We start from the raw sequence: 16135 nt of genomic DNA, 5'->3' as shown, positions 1-16135 counted from the left end.
GCAAGCTTCGGGCCAACCCGCCGAGCGCACCGCAAGCTAGCGAATTCAAGGGGTTGCAGCGTCTCCCGGCCCCCACCCGAGCCTCCGACGGGGCTCCGAAGAAACGGTTTTTCGTGGAATCACGAAATTTCGGGCTATCGCCTTCAGCTGGTCTAGGCTCTCGGGATGGGTCAATCGGCGCTCCCCGCGGCGGCTCTCGAAGCCCTGCAGATCGAGCTGGCCGGCGAGCGCTCGCTCGACCGACTGCTGAGCACCATCACCCGACGGCTCGCCGAGCTGCCCGGCACGGCCCTGGCCCGCCTGTGGCTCGTGCGCCGCGATGCCGAGTGCGAGATCTGTCGCGGGTCCCTCGGCGCCGAGTCGGGAGTGCCCTGCCTCCACCTCGTCTCGAGCGCCGGGCGCTCGCGCAGCCCGGGCGCCGACTGGGGCCGACTGAACGGGGCCTTCCACCGCTTCCCGATCGGGGGCCGCAAGGTCGGCCGGGTAGCGGCCACCGGGCAGCCGCTGGTCGCCAACGACCTCGCCTCGGACCCCGACGCGCTCCAGCACCCCGAGTGGGCGCGCAGCGAACGATTGGTGGCCTTCGGCGGCCAGCCCCTGCGCTTCCGCGACGAGGTCCTCGGGGTGCTCGGCCTTTTCCTGCGCGTGCCCTTCGACGAAGACGACCTCGCGCGGCTGCGGACGATCGCCGACCACGCCGCCGCGACGCTGGCCACGGCCCGCGCCTTCGAGGAGGCCGAGCGCCTGCGCGCCCAGCTCGAGGTCCAGAACGCGATCCTGCGCGACGAGGTCCGTGAGGTCGCCGCCTTCGGCTCGATCCTCGGAGAGAGCCCTGCGCTGCGGCGGGTCCTCGACCAGGTGGCGTTGGTGGCCGAGAGCGACGCCACCGTCGTGGTGCGTGGCGAGTCGGGGACGGGGAAGGAGCTGGTGGCGCGCGAGATCCACGCGCGCAGCGCGCGCGCCGAAGGGCCGTGGGTGCGGGTGAACTGCGCGGCGATCCCATCGGAGCTCTTCGAGAGCGAGTTCTTCGGCCACGTGCGCGGCGCTTTCACCGGGGCCACGCGCGACCGGATCGGCTTCGTCGCCGCCGCCGACGGGGGCACCCTCTTCCTCGACGAGGTCGGCGAGATCCCCCTCGCGCTGCAGGCAAAGCTCTTGCGCGTCCTCGAGCAGGGCGAGGTGCAACGGCTCGGGGAAACGAAGGTGACGCGCGCCGACGTGCGGGTCGTGGCGGCGACCAACCGCGACCTCGAGGCCCAGGTGCGCAGCGGCGGCTTCCGCGAAGACCTCTACTACCGGCTGAACGTCTTCCCGATCGAGATGCCGCCATTGCGCGATCGTGCCGGCGACGCTGCGATCCTGGCCCGCCACTTCTTCGAGCGCGTTCGCCACGGCGAGGCGGTGTACCTCTCGCCCGAGAACCTCGCGGAGCTCGCCGACTACGACTGGCCGGGCAACGTGCGCGAGCTCCGCAACGTGATCGAGCGGGCGGCGATCGTGACACGCTCGGGGCCACTGGCCCTGCAGCTGGGCCCCAAGCGGCGACGCCCGCAGCCCGGCGTGCTGCGCGAAGAGGACCTGCAGGCGCTGATGCGCGACAACCTGATGCGCGCGTTGGAGGAGACCGGCGGGCGGATCTACGGCCCCGATGGAGCGGCCGCGCTATTGGGGCTGAAACCGACGACCCTGCGTTCGCGGCTCGAAAAGTACGGGATCGATCCGAAGCGCTCGTCACGCGCGCCTGACGCTTCGCTCTAGCCCGCGCGCTTTCGATACCCTGGCCCGCCGCGACGGCGTCGGCACGTCGCGCGGAGACGACGTGAAGATTCTCGTGACCGGCGCTACCGGCTTCATCGGCTACCACGCGGCGCGTGCGTTGCAGGACGGCGAACACACGCTGCGCGCGTTGGTGCGCGACGAGGGGAAGGGCGCGCGCGTGCTCGAGCCGCTCGGCGTCGCGGCGACGGATCGCGTCGCCGGCGACATGACCGACGCTGCGTCCGTCGAGAAGGCCCTCGATGGCTGTGACGCGCTGGTGCACGCAGCAGCGGGGGTGTCGGTGACGACCGGCGCCCAGGACTTCGCCGCAAACGTCACCGGCACCGAAGTCGTGCTCGGCGCCGCCTTCGCGCGCGAACTCCCGTGTGTCTACCTCTCGAGCCTCGAAGCGATCATGCAGCCGGGCCGACCGACTACCGAAGCGTCCGAGCCCGTGATGGGCGCCACCCACTATGGGCGCTCGAAGGCGCGCGCCGATCGCTGGGTGCGCGAGCAGGCGCAGGCGGGCGCCGGGGTGACGATCCTCTATCCGCCCGGCGTCGTCGGCCCCGACGATCCGGGTTTCAGCGAATCGGTGAAGGCGTACCGCAGCTTCCTGCGAGGAACCCTGCGGGTGGGAGCCACCCAGTTCGTCGACGGCCGCGATCTGGGCATCCTGATCCGCCGCCTGCTCGAGACGCGCCATGCCGGCCGCGTCCTCGCCGGCGGACACTTCTTCACCTGGGACGCGCTGACCGATCTCCTGGTCGAAGTGACCGGTGCGCGTATCCCCCGCATCTCGGCCCCCGGCTGGCTCTTGCGCGGGGCGGCGCGCACGATGGACGTCATCGGGCGGGTCACCGGGCGCAAGATGCCGATGACCGGGGAAGGCATCGAGATCGCCACGCGCTGGCAGCGGGTCGCCGACTCGCCGGTAGTCGCGGAGCTCGGCGTCGGCTGGCGCGACCCGGAAGAGACCCTGCGCGATCTCTTCCGCTGGTACGTCGAAGCCGGACGCTTGCCCGCGAAGGCGGTGCCGAAGCTCGGTGGTTCCTAGTTCGCTGCTTCCGGCGGCGCGAAGTCGGGGCCGTCGACACGCTGACCCTGGACCACGGCGGCCTCGCTGACGTCGAGCGAGAAGTATTCGCCTTCGCTGTAGAGGCGATACGCCCCTTCCGGCGTCGCCGCCGCGCCCCAGTCGACGGTGGGGTAGGGGACGACCAGCCGGTAGCGACCGCGCGCATCGGCCCGCGTCGACGTGCGGAACCCGAAGCCCCCTTCGCCGGTCCGCAGCGCGAGGTCGGCGATCACACCCGCACCCGGCGTCGCGCTTCCCTCGACCCGCGCTCCCGCGACCCGTTCGAACACCCGGAGTGGCCCGTCGCTTCCGGCCGATTCGTAGATCAGTCGGTGTCGCGAGAGCGCCGGGACGACGGGTGCGTCCGGGCCCTCTCCCAGCCGCGCCTGGGAACCGCGCAGGCCCACGAGACGCCGGATCATCGAGCGCGGCGGTGTCGCGACGGGGACGCCCGAGCCCCAGCGGTCGGCGATGATGTACCGCAGCCGCAAGCGGTCGAGGATCGCCAGCGCGCGCGCTTCGGTTTCGGCCGCGAAGTAGCGGTCGGCGTCGTCCATGTTCTGTTGGGCGCCGCCGTAGATGCCGAAGTTGTCCTGCAGGACGGGCCGTCCCGCGTAGTAGCGGACCTGGTGCCCGTAGCCCCAGGCGGCCAGGACGCCGTAGTCGAGGGTTCCGTCGGGACCTTCGGCGGGGGGCGTGTGCTCGGCGAGGTAGCGCGCGGCGCGTCGGAAGTGCACGGCGCGCGTGTCGTCGGCGCTTCGCGCGAACTTCGCGGCCTCGTCGCGGTAGTAGCCATAGACAGGGATGGCGGCGAGGCCCACGGCGACCGCAGCACCGATGCCGATCGACCGGCGCGCGATGCCGCGTTCGGCGAGTTTGCGCGCGATGTCGACGAAGGCCACCGCCCACACCAGGCTGAACGCCACCGCGAAGCTGTTCATGAAGCGGAGCTGGGTGAGCGTCATGACACCGAACACGAGGCTCCAGGCGGCGAGCATGAGACGTGCCGGGTCGCGGCGGTCGCTCATCACGAGGACGAACCACGCCAGCGGGAAGGCGAACAGGAGCGGCGAGAAGAAGCGGGCGCCGCGTTCGGGCTGGGACGTGCCGGCGCCCAAGAGCGGCTCGAGCTCGGCAACGAGGCTGTGGAAGCGTTCGTCGCCGGCGAACCAGTCGGTCGAGCGCAGCAGGCTCGCGCGCAGTTCGGGGATGGCGACGAAGGTCGCGACCAGGACACACGCCCCGACGCCGATGGCGATGCCCACGCGCGACGGAAGCCCCGCGCCGAAGCGGGTACGGCGCCAGGCAAGGGCCGAGCCGCCGAGCGTGAGGGCGGCGCACGCGAAGTAGACGGGCTGGAACGAGGTGAGGTCGAGGGGTGTGAAGCTCCCCCAACCGAGGAAGCTGCGGCCGTAGCCGTAGAGCGCCACGAGCCCGGCCGCGAGTGCATGGGCCGCCGCGAGCCGCCCTGCCCGCGCCACCGCCGTGTCGCGCGTAGCCGCGCCCAGCGTCCAGACGAGCGCGCCCGCCTGGGCCAGCACGAGCAGCACGAGCGATCCAGGCCAGACGTAGAGGTTCGCGGCGACGAGTGCGCCGGCGAAGAGCGGCCAGAGTCTGGGCCCCACGTCGCGCCAGCGCACGAGGGTGAGCACGCCGCCCAGGACGAGGGTTACCAGGAGGGTGACCGCGGCGTGGTGATCGAAGAACCCGAGACGCGTGTAGCTGTAGCTGGCGGGTAGGACGGCGAGGCCGAACGCGGCGGCGACGCCGGCCGTCGGTCCCGCCAGCCGGCGCCCGACGAAGGCCAGTGCGACCACGGCGAGCGACGCGAACACCACCGGCACCACCGCGGCCCAGCGCTCGGCCGCGGCCACGTCGTCCCCCACGAACGGCCGCAGGATCGCCGCGAGCGTCCAGTCGAAGCCCGGCGGCCAGTGGGGCTCGGTCCCGCGCGGGTAGTCGAGGTAGGGGTCGAAGAAGAGGAAGTCGGGGAAGTGCTGCAGCGCGTGGGCGACCCGCCGCATGTGGTAGTACGAGTCGCCGTCCCAGAGCAGGGCGCCCTCGCTGGTGAAGACGCTCGACCCCGGCAGCAGGCGCAGCAGCGCAGCCAGGGCGGCGGCGCCCGCCAAGGCGGCGGTGTGGGCCGCAGAGAAGCGGCGCGCTCGAGCGCCTTGCCCTTCTACCGACACGCGCCCAAAGCCCACCCAACACGAGACCCGCCGGATCGCACCTCGCGGAGGATGGCATGGGGCCTCGGTCGCCGCACCGACCGCTCCCTCCGAGGCCCGCGGTATGATGGCGCGCGGACACCCCATGAGCGCGATCGAACGTCACACCGTGGGCGGTGCGAAGCCCGAGACCGGCCACTACGAGGAGTTCCTCGCCAACCCGTCGCGCTTCCTCTTGCGCGCCTGGCGCGAGTGCGGGCCGCTGGCCGACTTCGACCTCGGCGGCACACCGCACACCCTCGTCGTGGGCTCCGAGGGTCAGGAAACGATCTTTCGCGCGCCCGACGACGTGCTATCGACGTCCGACGCCTACCAGTACATGGTGCCCGTGTTCGGCGAGGGCATTCAGTACGGGGCGCCTCTCGAGCGCGAGCGCCAGCAGGTGCGGTTCCAGGCGAACGCGCTCAAGCCCGACAAGATGCGCGGCTACGCCCAGGTGATTGCGGAGGAGGTCGAGGCCTTCGTACGCAACTGGGAGCCCGCGGGCGAACGCGACTTCTACGAGACCTTCAAGGAACTCGTGCTGCGCACCTCGACCCACTGTCTGATGGGCCGCGCCTTCCGCGAGAACCTCACCGACGAGTTCGGCCGACTCTTCGCCGACCTCGAGCACGCGATCTCCCCTCAGGCGGTCGTCGACGCGCACAGCGAGTCCGAGGTGTTCGAGAAGCGCGACGTGGCGCGCGCGCGTCTGCAGGACCTCTTGATGGAGACCGTGCGGGAGCGGCGCCGGCGCACCGAGGCCGGCGAGCGCGAGCCCGACATGCTCCAGACCTTCCTCGACGCGCGCTACGCCGACGGCTCCCCGCTCCCCGACGCACACATCCCCGGCATGATCGTCTGGATCATGTTCGCGGGCTTCCACACCAGCTCGAACACGGCGAGCTGGGTGGCGGTGGAGCTGGCGCGCAACGGGGCGTACCAGGCCGAGATCGCGGAAGAGGTCGACGCGATCTACCAGGGGGGCGGTGACCTCTCCTTTGCTGCGCTGCGCGAGATCCCGAAGCTCGAGGCCTTCACCCATGAGACGCTGCGCCTGCACCCGCCGCTGATCACCCTGGCGCGCGTGGTGCGCGAGCCGATCGAGGTGCTGGGCCACACCTTCCCACCCGGTCACGTCTTGATGGTGTCGCCCTACGTCGCGCACCGCGTGCCGAAGCATTTCCCTGACCCCGAGCGCTTCGACCCGAGGCGTCCCGAGCCCGCCGAGGTGTTCGCGTCGATCCCGTTCGGGGGCGGCAAGCGCAAGTGCGTGGGCAACGCCTTCGCGCTCCTGCAGGTGAAATCGATCTTCGTGGCGCTCTTGCGACGCTACGCGCTGGCCTGCGTCGACCCGCCCGAGAGCTACGTCGACATCATGCCGTCGCTGATCCTGCGGCCGAGTGAGCCCTGCAATCTCCGCTACACGGCGCGGCGCGCCTAGCATGCGGGTGAAGGCCGACCTCGGTCTGTGTCAGGGTCACGGCGTCTGTGCCATGGAAGCGCCCGCCGTGTTCCGCGTGGTCGATTCCAAGGACGGCACCTATTCCGAGGTCGAGGTGCTCGAACCGGAGCCCGGCGAAGACCAGCGCGCCGCCGTCGAGGCCGCCGTGCGCTACTGCCCGAACCGGGTGCTGTCGCTGGAGGGTTAGCCGCGCGCGCGGAGCCTTCCGGACGATCGGGTGCAGGGTCGTCGGATATAGTCACCACGTGAAGTGGCGCTTCGCCGATTGCCTTCTCGATGCCGAGCTCTTCGAGCTCCGGCGAGACGGGGAACTCCGTCCCATCGAGCCGAAGGTCTTCGACGTGCTGCGCTATCTCGTCGAGAACGCCGAGCGCGTCGTGTCGAAGACCGAGCTCCTGGACCAGGTCTGGTCCGGGGAGACGGTAAACGAATCGGTACTTCCTCGTTGCATCGCCCTAGCACGACAGGCACTCGGTGACGATCGAACCGCGCAGCGTGTGATCCAGACCGTCCACGGGCGCGGCTATCGAATCGTGCCGACGCCAACTCGTCTCGAGGGACCCGCGGTGTCCGCACCACCGCCGGAGACCGACTTCGTCGGTCGGCTGGCGGCGCTGGAGCGCACCGAGCAGGCACTGGGGGAGGCAGTCTCGGGGAGGGGTCGCGTCGTTCTCTTCGTCGGGGAGCCGGGCATCGGCAAGACCCGCACCGCCGAGCGCACGATCGATCTCTTCGCCGATCGAGCCACAGCGCATATCGGACGTTGCTTCGAGGGAGACGGGGCGCCGGCGTATTGGCCCTTCGTGCAGATCCTGCGCTCCCTGCTCGAGCGAACGGGAGGGGCCACCGCATCGGACGAGGGGGTCGGGTTGGAGGCCGACCTCGCGGCGCTACTGCCGGAGCTTGCCGACGCCGAGGGCGCCGTGCCGCCCGCGCGCTACCTCGAGGAAGAGCAGGCGCGGTTCCGCCTCTTCGACACCCTCGCGAGATTCCTCGCCCAGCGTGCCTCCGCGCGAACGCTGCTGCTCGTCGTCGACGATCTGCATCGGGCCGATCGGGACTCGCTCGAGCTCTTCGGCTTCCTCGCCCGCACATTGCGCGACGTTGGCGTGCTGCTGCTCGGAACCTACCGCGATACGGAAGTACGACGCGATCACCCGCTTCGAGGATTGCTCGGCGAACTCTCCCGCCTTCCACACTGTGAGCGCGTGGCGCTGCGCGGTCTGCCGGACGACGAGGCTCGGGATCTCGTCGATCGCGTGGCAGGCGGTGTTGTCGGGGACGAGTTGAGCAAAGCGATCGTCGAGGTGACGGAAGGCAACCCCTTCTTCACGCGCGAGATGGCACTGCTCGTGGCAAGCCGTGGGCCTTCGGAGTACGAGGCCGCCAGACTGACACTCGAGCTACCCCAGAGCGTCCGGGATGCGGTCGGGCACCGGCTCGACTCGCTCTCACCGGAATGCAACGCGCTGCTCCAACTTGCGTCCGTGATCGGTCGCGAGTTCGACAGCCGTCTGCTGGCGGAGATCCGGGGCGAATCGGTCGACTCGCTGCTCGCACGGATCGACGAGGCTCTCCGCGCGGGCATCGTCACGCGGGCGCGATCCGCGGGCTCCTATGCGTTCGCGCACGGTCTCGTCCAGCAGACGTTGTACGAGGAGTTTCGGGTTCCCGACCGGATCGCGGCGCATCGTCGGACGGCGGAAGCGCTCGAGCGATTGCATGGGAAGGACTCGACGAAGCACCTCTCGGAGCGCGCTCATCACCTCTTCGAGTCAGCGATCGGTGGGGACGTCACCGAAGCGGTGGACGCCGGGGTGAAGGCCGCGCACTTCGCGCACCAGCGCTTCGCCTACGGAGAAGCGGCTCGCCAGTACGAGCGTTGCGGTGAGGTCCTGGATGCAACGGCGACACCGGAGTCGACGCAACGCTGTGAACTGCTGCTGGCCGAGGCCGAATCGAGGTGGGCGGCAGGCGATCGTGATCTCTCACGGGATCGCTTTCGAGCCGCCGCAGGGATCGCGCGCGGGTTGGGTCGTCACGATCTGTTCGCCCGAGCCGCAGTCGGCATGCGGGGGTACCGCTATCTCGGAGCGGCGATCGAGTCGGACACGGTCGATCTTCTCGAGGAAGCCCTCGAACGCGTGGACCGTGACCATCCGCTCTGGCGGGCACGGCTGCTGTCGCGGCTCGTGTTCAGTGAACCCCACTGCTTCTCGATCGAGACGCGACGTCGCCTGAGCGACGCTGGCGCTCGGGCCGCCGAGGGCACGGCTGAGCCCGCGGTGATCTTCGACGTCATGACGGCCCGCTATTGGGCGAACCTCGGCCCGGATACTCCGGGCGATCGTCTCGCACTGGGACGCGAGGCCATCGACCAGGGTCGTCGGCTCGAAAGCTCCGAACTCGTGCTGTTGGGGAATGAGATCCTGATCGGGGCGAACCTCGTGACGGGAGATCTCGGCGAGGCTTCGCGCCATGCCGCCGCCTTCGAGCGGATCGCCAGCGAGCTCGGCCAGCCCGTCTTCGAGTTCCTGGCGTGGATGCAGCGGTGCGCCTGCGCGATGAATCGGGGCCACTTCGATGAGGCAGAGGCATACCTCGCCCGCAGCATCGAGCGCGGCCGTGGGGCGATCCAGCAGTCGGAGTCGCTGACGGCGGGAGCGTCCTACTGGCTGCGCGGGATGCGTGGTGAAGCGAGTGTGCCTTCGGAGTACGACGACTCTTTTCGTACGCTCCTCGAACGATCGCCGCACCGGGGCAACGCAGAGATCATCCGGGCGGGAGCGCTCTCGATCCTCGCGCGGTTCGGCGCGAGTGACGAAGCACGAAGGCAGCTGCGCAGTCGCGCAGCGCGTATCGGCGATCTCGAGCGGGATGAACACTGGCTGATCACGCTCTCGCTGTTCTCGGAGGTCGCCGTCCTGCTGGGGGAGGCAGAGATCGCTGAGACGCTCATCGAACATCTGCTTCCCTACGAGCCCCTGCTTTTCACGCACGACCTGATCCCGGCCACGAACGGGTCCGTCCGCTCCGCGCTGGGGGCGTTGGCGGGCGTGTGCGGCCGGGAAGACGAAGCCGCGGAGCGGCTGTCAGCGGCAATCGAGTGGGAGGAGGGCATCGGCGCCGATCCGGCGGCGTTGAAGAGCAAGGTCTGGCTCGCGCGGCACTGGCAACGCGCCGGCCGCCTCGATCTCGCGCAGGCCGCCCGGGAATCGGCCGAGGCGGCAGCCCGACGGATGAATTGTCCGGGTCAGGTGCCTCGCGAGCTACTGGAGCTCGCGGACTGACCCTTCGGCGCCAGGCCACGGACCCTTCGGAATCAGGGGGTTGGAGGCCCATCGAAACCTCCACAGAATCCTAAGGAGGCCATCGAGACTCGGTGGCCGGTTTCCCGGATCTTGCTCCTGCCCCCGCGCAGGAGATCCCATGGAGACCGCAAGTTCCGTCCGAACCGAGACACAGCGTGCTGACGCCGAGCACGCGCTGGAGGTCCCGCCGCCGCCTCCGCCTACCCGCGACCTTCGCCACGCCTGGCGCTTGCTGCGCCGAATGCGCGAAGACCCCACCCAGACCTCGCTCGGCATGGAGCTCGTGGACGCCCTCGGTGGCTACTTCGACGACCTTCCGTTCCAGCGTTTCGCGACCTCCGAGTTCGGGAAGCGGCTGCTGCGAGAGCAGCCGGATCTTCCTGCGCTGCTGGCTGACCGGGATGCTCTGGCAAGTCTTCCCGAGGACAGCTTCGGGCGCGCCTTCTTGCGGTTCGCAGAGCGCAATGGGATCTCGCCTTCCGAGTTGGTCGAGATGGCCACCGAGCGGAGAGCGGCCGCAGGAGGGCTCGATCCGCTGCGATCCTGGTTCGCGGATCGGCAGACCGTCTCTCACGATCTGTGGCATGTGCTGACCGGCTACGGGACGGACCCGATCGGCGAGAACGCCGTCCTGCTGTTCACGCGAGGACAAGGAGTCGCCGGTCCTGGCCTGCGCATCCTCACCGTGTTCATGCTCTTGCGCCAACCCTGGTCCGTGAAGGGTTTCATCTGGTCCGCCTACCTCCGCGGTCGCAGGGCGACGCCGTTGATCCTGGCGCCCTATGAAGAGCTGTTGCCGCTTCCGATCGGCGTCGTTCGCGAGCGCCTGACGCTGGGCGATCCGCTCGAAGCACATCCCGGCGGAATCCTTGCGCAACACGATGCGGGCGTGGTCCGTCTCACCGAAACCCACTGACGCGTCGGGATCCACATGACTCGAGAACTCGCCGAGTGGCTCCTGCCCTGCGCCATGTTCAGCTTGATGCTGGCCATGGGGCTGACATTGCAGACCGCCGACTTCCGACGCGTCTTCTCACAGCGCGTTTCCGCGAGCTGCGGGCTCGTTCTTCAATTGGTGCTCATGCCCATGATCGGGATGGGGCTCGCGCTGGGCTTCGATGCTTCAGCGCTCATCGGCGCGGGGATCGTGTTACTGGCAGCGTGCCCGGGCGGCATGTTGTCGAACCTGCTCGTGCATCTCGCACGCGCCAACACCGCGCTCTCTGTTTCCCTCAGCGCGAGCGCCACGCTGCTGACGTTGTTGACGATGCCGCTGTGGGTGCGACTTTGGTTCTCGTTCTCGGGAGAAGCCGAGGTCGCGATCCAGATTCCCTTCGCACGGACGGCCTTCGAACTCTTTCTGCTGACACTGGTGCCGCTCTGGTGCGGCATGCAGCTGCGCTCACGCTGGCCGAGGCTCGAATCCTTCGAGCGTCGGCTCTCGCGACTCGGTTTTATCGGGATCGTCGTGGCGATGATGGCCGACTTCCGCGACCGCGAGGTTCCCTCGGATGCTTTCGGGGAGGCGTGGGTTCCCGCATTGGGCCTCGCGCTGGCCGGGGCGGCGTGTGGGCTCCTGGTCCCGTCGCGATTCGGAGTCGGCAGCCGAGATACCGCCACGATCGCGGTCGAGCTGGTCGCGAAGAACGGACTCCTGGCCCTCGTGGTCGCTCGCCGTTCCTTGGGTTTCGAAGCGATGCTCCCGAGCCTCGCCTTCGCGATGTTCCAGGCGCCCGTCGCGCTCGCGGTCCTGGCTGGGTGGCGCTACGCCCGACGCACGGGCCGGGACTCGGAATCCGCAGCTCCAGCTCCCCGGGGCGACGTCCGTCGCTTCGCCCAGCGGTAGGACGCGAAGGCACGAGTTCCCCGGATGCCGCGCATCTCGACATCGGCGTATCCCCGCCGCAGCGAATGTCGCATGATCGTCGGATGCGCTGGCTCCTCCCCCTGGTCTTCGTCTGGGCCGCCGCCGCTGCCGCCGCCCAGCCGGCGTCGTTCACGCCGCTGGGCGATTTCCCGGGAGGGATCGTCAACAGCGAGGCACGCGCCGTGTCTGCCGACGGCTCGGTCGTCGTCGGTCGCGGAACCACCGCGGTGGGGCGGGAAGCGTTCCGCTGGGACGCGACGAACGGAATGCAGGGCCTCGGGACTCTGCCCGGCGGCGGTGCGAGCGAAGCGGATGACGTGTCGGACGACGGCACGATCATCGTCGGATTCGCGTTCAACGCGGCGGGAGAGAAAGAGGCGTTCGCCTGGGATGCGCTGAACGGCATGCAAGGGTTGGGCTTTCTCCCCGGCCACGACGCGAGCGGGGCGAACGGGATCTCGCCCGACGGCGTCTACGTGCTGGGAAACTCGCGAGGGGCTTCTGGCCCCGTCGCTTTCCGCTGGAGCGCGGCAGCCGGCATGGAGGCCCTCGACGCTCCCGCCGGCGCCGCGAGCGCGTCCTCTCTGCACGGATCCGTCGTGGTGGGTCAGGCGGATGTACACGAGCCCTTCCGATGGGACGCGGTCGGAGGCACGCAGCTGCTCGGCTCGGTTCCGGGGAACAACCGCTCGTGGGCCACGGCGGTCACGCTCGATGGGAGTACCGTGTTCGGAGGCGGTCAAGCGACCGCCGATGGAAACGCGTTTCGGTGGGACGCCGCGTCGGGCCTCCAGAACCTCGGCTGCTTGAGCCCGTTCCCCGCGATCTGTCTCTCCATCGTCCACGACGTTTCGGCCGACGGACAGCGGGCCGTGGGGGGGCCGCTGTGGGCATTCGTCTGGGAGCCGCTTTCCGGAATGCGCTTCCTCCAGGACCTGCTCGAGGACGAGGGAATCGACCTCAGCGATTGGACGTTGAGGGAAGCGGAAGGAGTTTCGCCGGACGGCACCATCATCGTCGGCCACGGGACGAACCCGAACGGCGACACGGAGGCCTTCGTCGCCGTGCTGCCCGAGCCCGGAGCGCTCCTCGGCTTCGGAGCGGGCGCTTCGCTGCTGGCGGGCCTGGCACGCCGGCGCGCGCGGGGTTGACTGCCTCCCCGTTTCCCGCGCTGCGGACTATCGTCCCAGCGCGACTTGCGAGGAGGGCACATGACGCTGCGAGACAAGGTCGTCTTCATCACGGGTGCCGCGCGCGGGATCGGCGCGGGGCTGGCGCGCGAAACCGCGGCACGCGGTGCACGGGTCGTGCTCACCGGCGTCGAGACCGGCGAGCTCGAGGCCCGTGCGAACGAGCTCGGGAAGCCCCATATCGTCGTGCCCTGCGACGTCACAGACCCGGCGGCCCTCGAAGCCGCGGCCCAGACGGCGGTCGAGGAGTTCGGCGGCATCGACGTGGTCGTGGCCAACGCCGGCATCGCCACCTACGGCACCGTCGAGAAGGGCGACGCCGCGGCCTGGCTGCGCACGGTCGACGTCAACCTGCACGGCGTCTACCACACGGCGCGCGCGACGCTCCCGTCGCTGCTCGCCCGCAAGGGCTATTTCTGCGGGATCGCCTCGGTCGCGTCCTACATCCCGATGCCGGGCTCGTCTTCCTACGGCGCGTCGAAGGCCGGGGTGGAGTCGCTGGTGGGTGCGCTGCGACTCGAAGTGGGCCACCGCGGCGTGGACTGCGGCACGGCCCACCCGTCCTGGATCGACACCGACCTCGTGCGTGAGAGCGACGCCGATCTTCCCGCCTTCCGCGAGCGGCGCGCGTCGATGCCCTGGCCCCTGGGCGTGACCACCGACCTCGACACCTGCGTGCGCATGATCACCGACGGCATCGAAGCGCGTCGCCACCGCATCCACGTGCCCCGCTCGGCCGGTGCGATCTATTGGCTGCGTTCGCTGCTCGGCCGCCTCGCCGCCAGCCGCCGCGCCCTGCGCGAGGCCGGCGAAGGGGTCGCGCAGATGGAAGCCGACATCGAGAAGCTCGGCCGCGCGGCCTCGGCCCGGACCCACGAGATCAATCAGGGCTCGGCCGGAAGCTGAACGCCGGCTGCGGCTTCAGGGCCCGTTCGCGCCGAGCCCCGGGAGCGTCACTGCGAAGCCCGCGGTGAAGGTGTGGTTGTAGAGGTCGTCGTCGCCGCCGTCGAGGAACTGCATCAGGTAGCCCACGTCGGCACGCAGCCACGGGTTGATCCGGTGCTGCAGTTGGGCCACGAGCTGGTCCTCCCCGAACTTCCGCGCCGGGATGCGGGAGGTCGGGTTCAAGTCGAAGAAGAACTCGTTGCGCAAGACGAAGGCCGTCTCATAGGGGAGGTCGACGGCGCCCTCGATCGCCCAGCGCATGCGAAACGCGGTCGATTCGCCGGGAAAGAAGCGCTCCTCGAGCCATAGGTGCGTGAGCGCCCGGAAGCCGCCGAAGTCGTAGCGGTAGGCGATGCGCTGCCAGCCTCGCTGCTCCGCGAAGGAGCGCGGTTCGGCGAAGAGGTGCGCGTCGTAGCCGACGGCGAGTTCGAACCCGTGGGGCAGGTTCCAGGCGAGCCAGGGGCGCAGCACGGTCCGCTGGTAGACGTCGGCGTCGCCCGTGAACCGGTTCTGCACCATGCCGTGAAACGACAGTCCATTCCCGAGCGGAACGGCAGCCTGGTTGACGATCCAGACGGCACCCTCACTGCGGTCGCCCGCCTGCGCGACGCCCGCCGCGCACAGAAGGAGGGAGAGAGCCAGGAATGCCGTTCGCAGGGGACGCATGGGGGCTGTGCGCAAGGGCCGACAGGTCTCGGGAGACATCGCGCGCGCATTCTAAGACAGAGTCGACACACTTTGCTGCCGGCCCGGCCGAAGACGCGGTTTTCTAGAACGAGATCGTCGTCTGCCCGTAGACGTAGGTCGGCGCGCCTTGACCGTTTGCATTCGGCGCGCCGCGCAGGAACTCTCCGCGGAACAGGTGGGCGATCCCGGCCTCCAGACGCAGATTCCGGGGCAGAACGTCCCAGCGGACGCGCGCCCAGACCTGGTGGCCCACGAAGCGGCGGGTCTGGCCGCTGGGGTCGCGCACGCCCGACGTCGTCCACGTGTCCCGCTCCGACGCGAGCCAGTACGCGCGATAGGCGACGAAGGCCGAGACATTCTTCCACGGAACGACCTCGAACTTGGCTCCCGGCGTGTTGATATTCGAGCGGGCGAAGGCGCCGAACAGGCTGGTCGGGCCGAAGTCGAAGGCGCGGGCTCCGAAGAGGGTGTCGAAGCGCTCGTTGCGGCCATCGCCGGGGCTGTTGTCGCCCGTGGCCCAGTCGTACTGCGCGGAGATCCGCGGGGAGAAGGCGCAGTCGAAGAGGTAGCCGATCTCCCCATGATAGAACTGGGCGAAGTGCTCGAGGTCGTTGCGTGCGCTGCTCGACGCACGCGTCTCGCCGAACTGCAGCGCGGCCTCGACGTTGAAGTCGAACGCACCGGCTTGGGGTTTCCTCAGGAGCCGAAACCCGGGCGTGTACAGCTCGCGGTTGCGGCTGGGGCGCCGTTCGCGATCACGCTCCTTCAAGCCGTAGAAGTAGAACTCGGCCGCATCGAGACCGACGAGGGGCGTGGAGAAGAAGGCGCCGTAGAGCTGGAGGTCGAAGCTCTCTTCGTCGAACTCGATGTCGTTGTCGCGGAGTTTGTCGAGTTCGGTGGGCTGGCGCTGCACCGGGAGCGTGTAGAAGCCGCGCAGGGTCTGGCCCGAGTCGGAGGTCCACTCGGCTTCGACGCCCGTGAACGCGTTGATGGTGTTGCGGAAGCGGTTGCGTGCCACCAGGCGTCGGCTGCCCAGATTCATCGTCATGCGGCCGCCGCGCACGCGGAGCTTCCCGACCTCGGGAATGTCCGTCGCGAACTGGGCGTACCCCTGGAGGAGCTCGGCGGTGTTCACCAGGGTGGTGTCGCGCGTGACGCTGCGGTCCGCCGCCCAGATGCGGGAGTCGATCAGCTCAGCCCCGAAGGTGAAGTCGCCCAGGCCCCCGACGTCGGCGAGGTGGATGCGCGCGTGCGCGAGGGTGCGCGACGCCCAGGCCCGGTCGTGTCCGTGACGACGAATCCGGAACTGGTCGTCGAGGGACTCGATCCGGAAGCGCTGCTCCACCGAGAGCTGCAGCGCTTCGGGAAAGGAGAGTGCTTCTTGGAGTCGCCAGGGAGCGTCGCTCTCGGCGTGCGCGGGTAGCGAGCCGCAGGCCAGGAGACAGAAAACGAACCACACCAGTCGCCGCATCGGGCGCGCACGCTAGCAGTCCGCTTCGTGGGGCGCGAGCGCCGCGGGCGTCCACTCGCACTCCTTCCGCGATCGTCGCGCGGCAGAGGTGGGTGTGATTCGGTCCGCGCGGCACGTGTGAGCGCAGCCCAGGTTCTCCCCACCAGCAACCCGACG

The 16135-nt window shown here is 69.6% G+C and carries 12 protein-coding genes; 9 read left to right on the top strand and 3 right to left on the bottom strand.

Annotation, left to right across the window (positions count from 1 at the left end; translation table 11 throughout):
* Positions 1-165 precede the first annotated feature (165 nt).
* Both AAF430_03880 and AAF430_03875 read left to right on the top strand, forming a co-directional pair.
* Entirely contained in the window at positions 166-1758 is a 1593-nt protein-coding gene (locus AAF430_03880) for a sigma 54-interacting transcriptional regulator (GenBank protein ID MEM7409358.1), read from the top strand.
* Positions 1759-1819: 61 nt separating this feature from the next.
* Complete coding sequence (locus AAF430_03875) at positions 1820-2815, top strand: NAD-dependent epimerase/dehydratase family protein (GenBank protein ID MEM7409357.1); 996 nt, start codon at positions 1820-1822, stop codon at positions 2813-2815.
* Here AAF430_03875 and AAF430_03870 read toward each other — a convergent pair.
* Entirely contained in the window at positions 2812-4965 is a 2154-nt protein-coding gene (locus AAF430_03870; GenBank protein ID MEM7409356.1) for an STT3 domain-containing protein, read from the bottom strand. The two genes, AAF430_03875 and AAF430_03870, sit on opposite strands and share 4 nt — an antisense overlap.
* Positions 4966-5149: 184 nt before the next feature.
* Between AAF430_03870 and AAF430_03865 the strand changes: the two genes are divergently transcribed.
* The 7 genes from AAF430_03865 (at position 5150) to AAF430_03835 (ending at position 13782) form a co-directional block, all read left to right on the top strand.
* The gene (locus AAF430_03865; GenBank protein MEM7409355.1) at positions 5150-6487 is read left to right on the top strand and encodes a cytochrome P450; all 1338 of its coding nucleotides are present in this window, start codon (positions 5150-5152) and stop codon (positions 6485-6487) included.
* A gap of 1 nt (position 6488) precedes the next feature.
* Entirely contained in the window at positions 6489-6695 is a 207-nt protein-coding gene (locus tag AAF430_03860; GenBank protein ID MEM7409354.1) for a ferredoxin, read from the top strand.
* A 58-nt stretch (positions 6696-6753) separates the two neighbouring features.
* The gene (locus AAF430_03855; GenBank protein MEM7409353.1) at positions 6754-9798 is read left to right on the top strand and encodes an AAA family ATPase; all 3045 of its coding nucleotides are present in this window, start codon (positions 6754-6756) and stop codon (positions 9796-9798) included.
* Positions 9799-9937: 139 nt separating this feature from the next.
* Positions 9938-10735 (top strand): Coq4 family protein, encoded by a 798-nt coding sequence (locus AAF430_03850; GenBank protein ID MEM7409352.1) that lies wholly within the window; start codon positions 9938-9940, stop codon positions 10733-10735.
* A 15-nt stretch (positions 10736-10750) separates the two neighbouring features.
* On the top strand, positions 10751-11665 hold the full coding sequence (locus AAF430_03845) for a bile acid:sodium symporter (protein ID MEM7409351.1): 915 nt from the start codon (positions 10751-10753) through the stop codon (positions 11663-11665).
* Between the two features lie 83 nt (positions 11666-11748).
* Positions 11749-12837 (top strand): PEP-CTERM sorting domain-containing protein, encoded by a 1089-nt coding sequence (locus tag AAF430_03840; GenBank protein MEM7409350.1) that lies wholly within the window; start codon positions 11749-11751, stop codon positions 12835-12837.
* 60 nt (positions 12838-12897) lie between these two features.
* Complete coding sequence (locus AAF430_03835; protein MEM7409349.1) at positions 12898-13782, top strand: SDR family oxidoreductase; 885 nt, start codon at positions 12898-12900, stop codon at positions 13780-13782.
* Between the two features lie 15 nt (positions 13783-13797).
* Here the strand turns inward: AAF430_03835 and AAF430_03830 are convergent, their stop codons facing one another.
* Together AAF430_03830 and AAF430_03825 are read right to left on the bottom strand one after the other, a co-directional pair.
* The gene (locus AAF430_03830; protein ID MEM7409348.1) at positions 13798-14487 is read right to left on the bottom strand and encodes a DUF2490 domain-containing protein; all 690 of its coding nucleotides are present in this window, start codon (positions 14485-14487) and stop codon (positions 13798-13800) included.
* A gap of 103 nt (positions 14488-14590) precedes the next feature.
* On the bottom strand, positions 14591-15979 hold the full coding sequence (locus AAF430_03825) for an alginate export family protein (GenBank protein MEM7409347.1): 1389 nt from the start codon (positions 15977-15979) through the stop codon (positions 14591-14593).
* Positions 15980-16135 lie beyond the last annotated feature (156 nt).

This window comes from Myxococcota bacterium (genome assembly GCA_039030075.1).
Taxonomy (GTDB): Bacteria; Myxococcota_A; UBA9160; order UBA9160; family SMWR01; genus JAHEJV01.
Note: the sequence above shows the minus strand (reverse complement) of the source record. Positions and strands in the feature narration are given on the sequence as shown.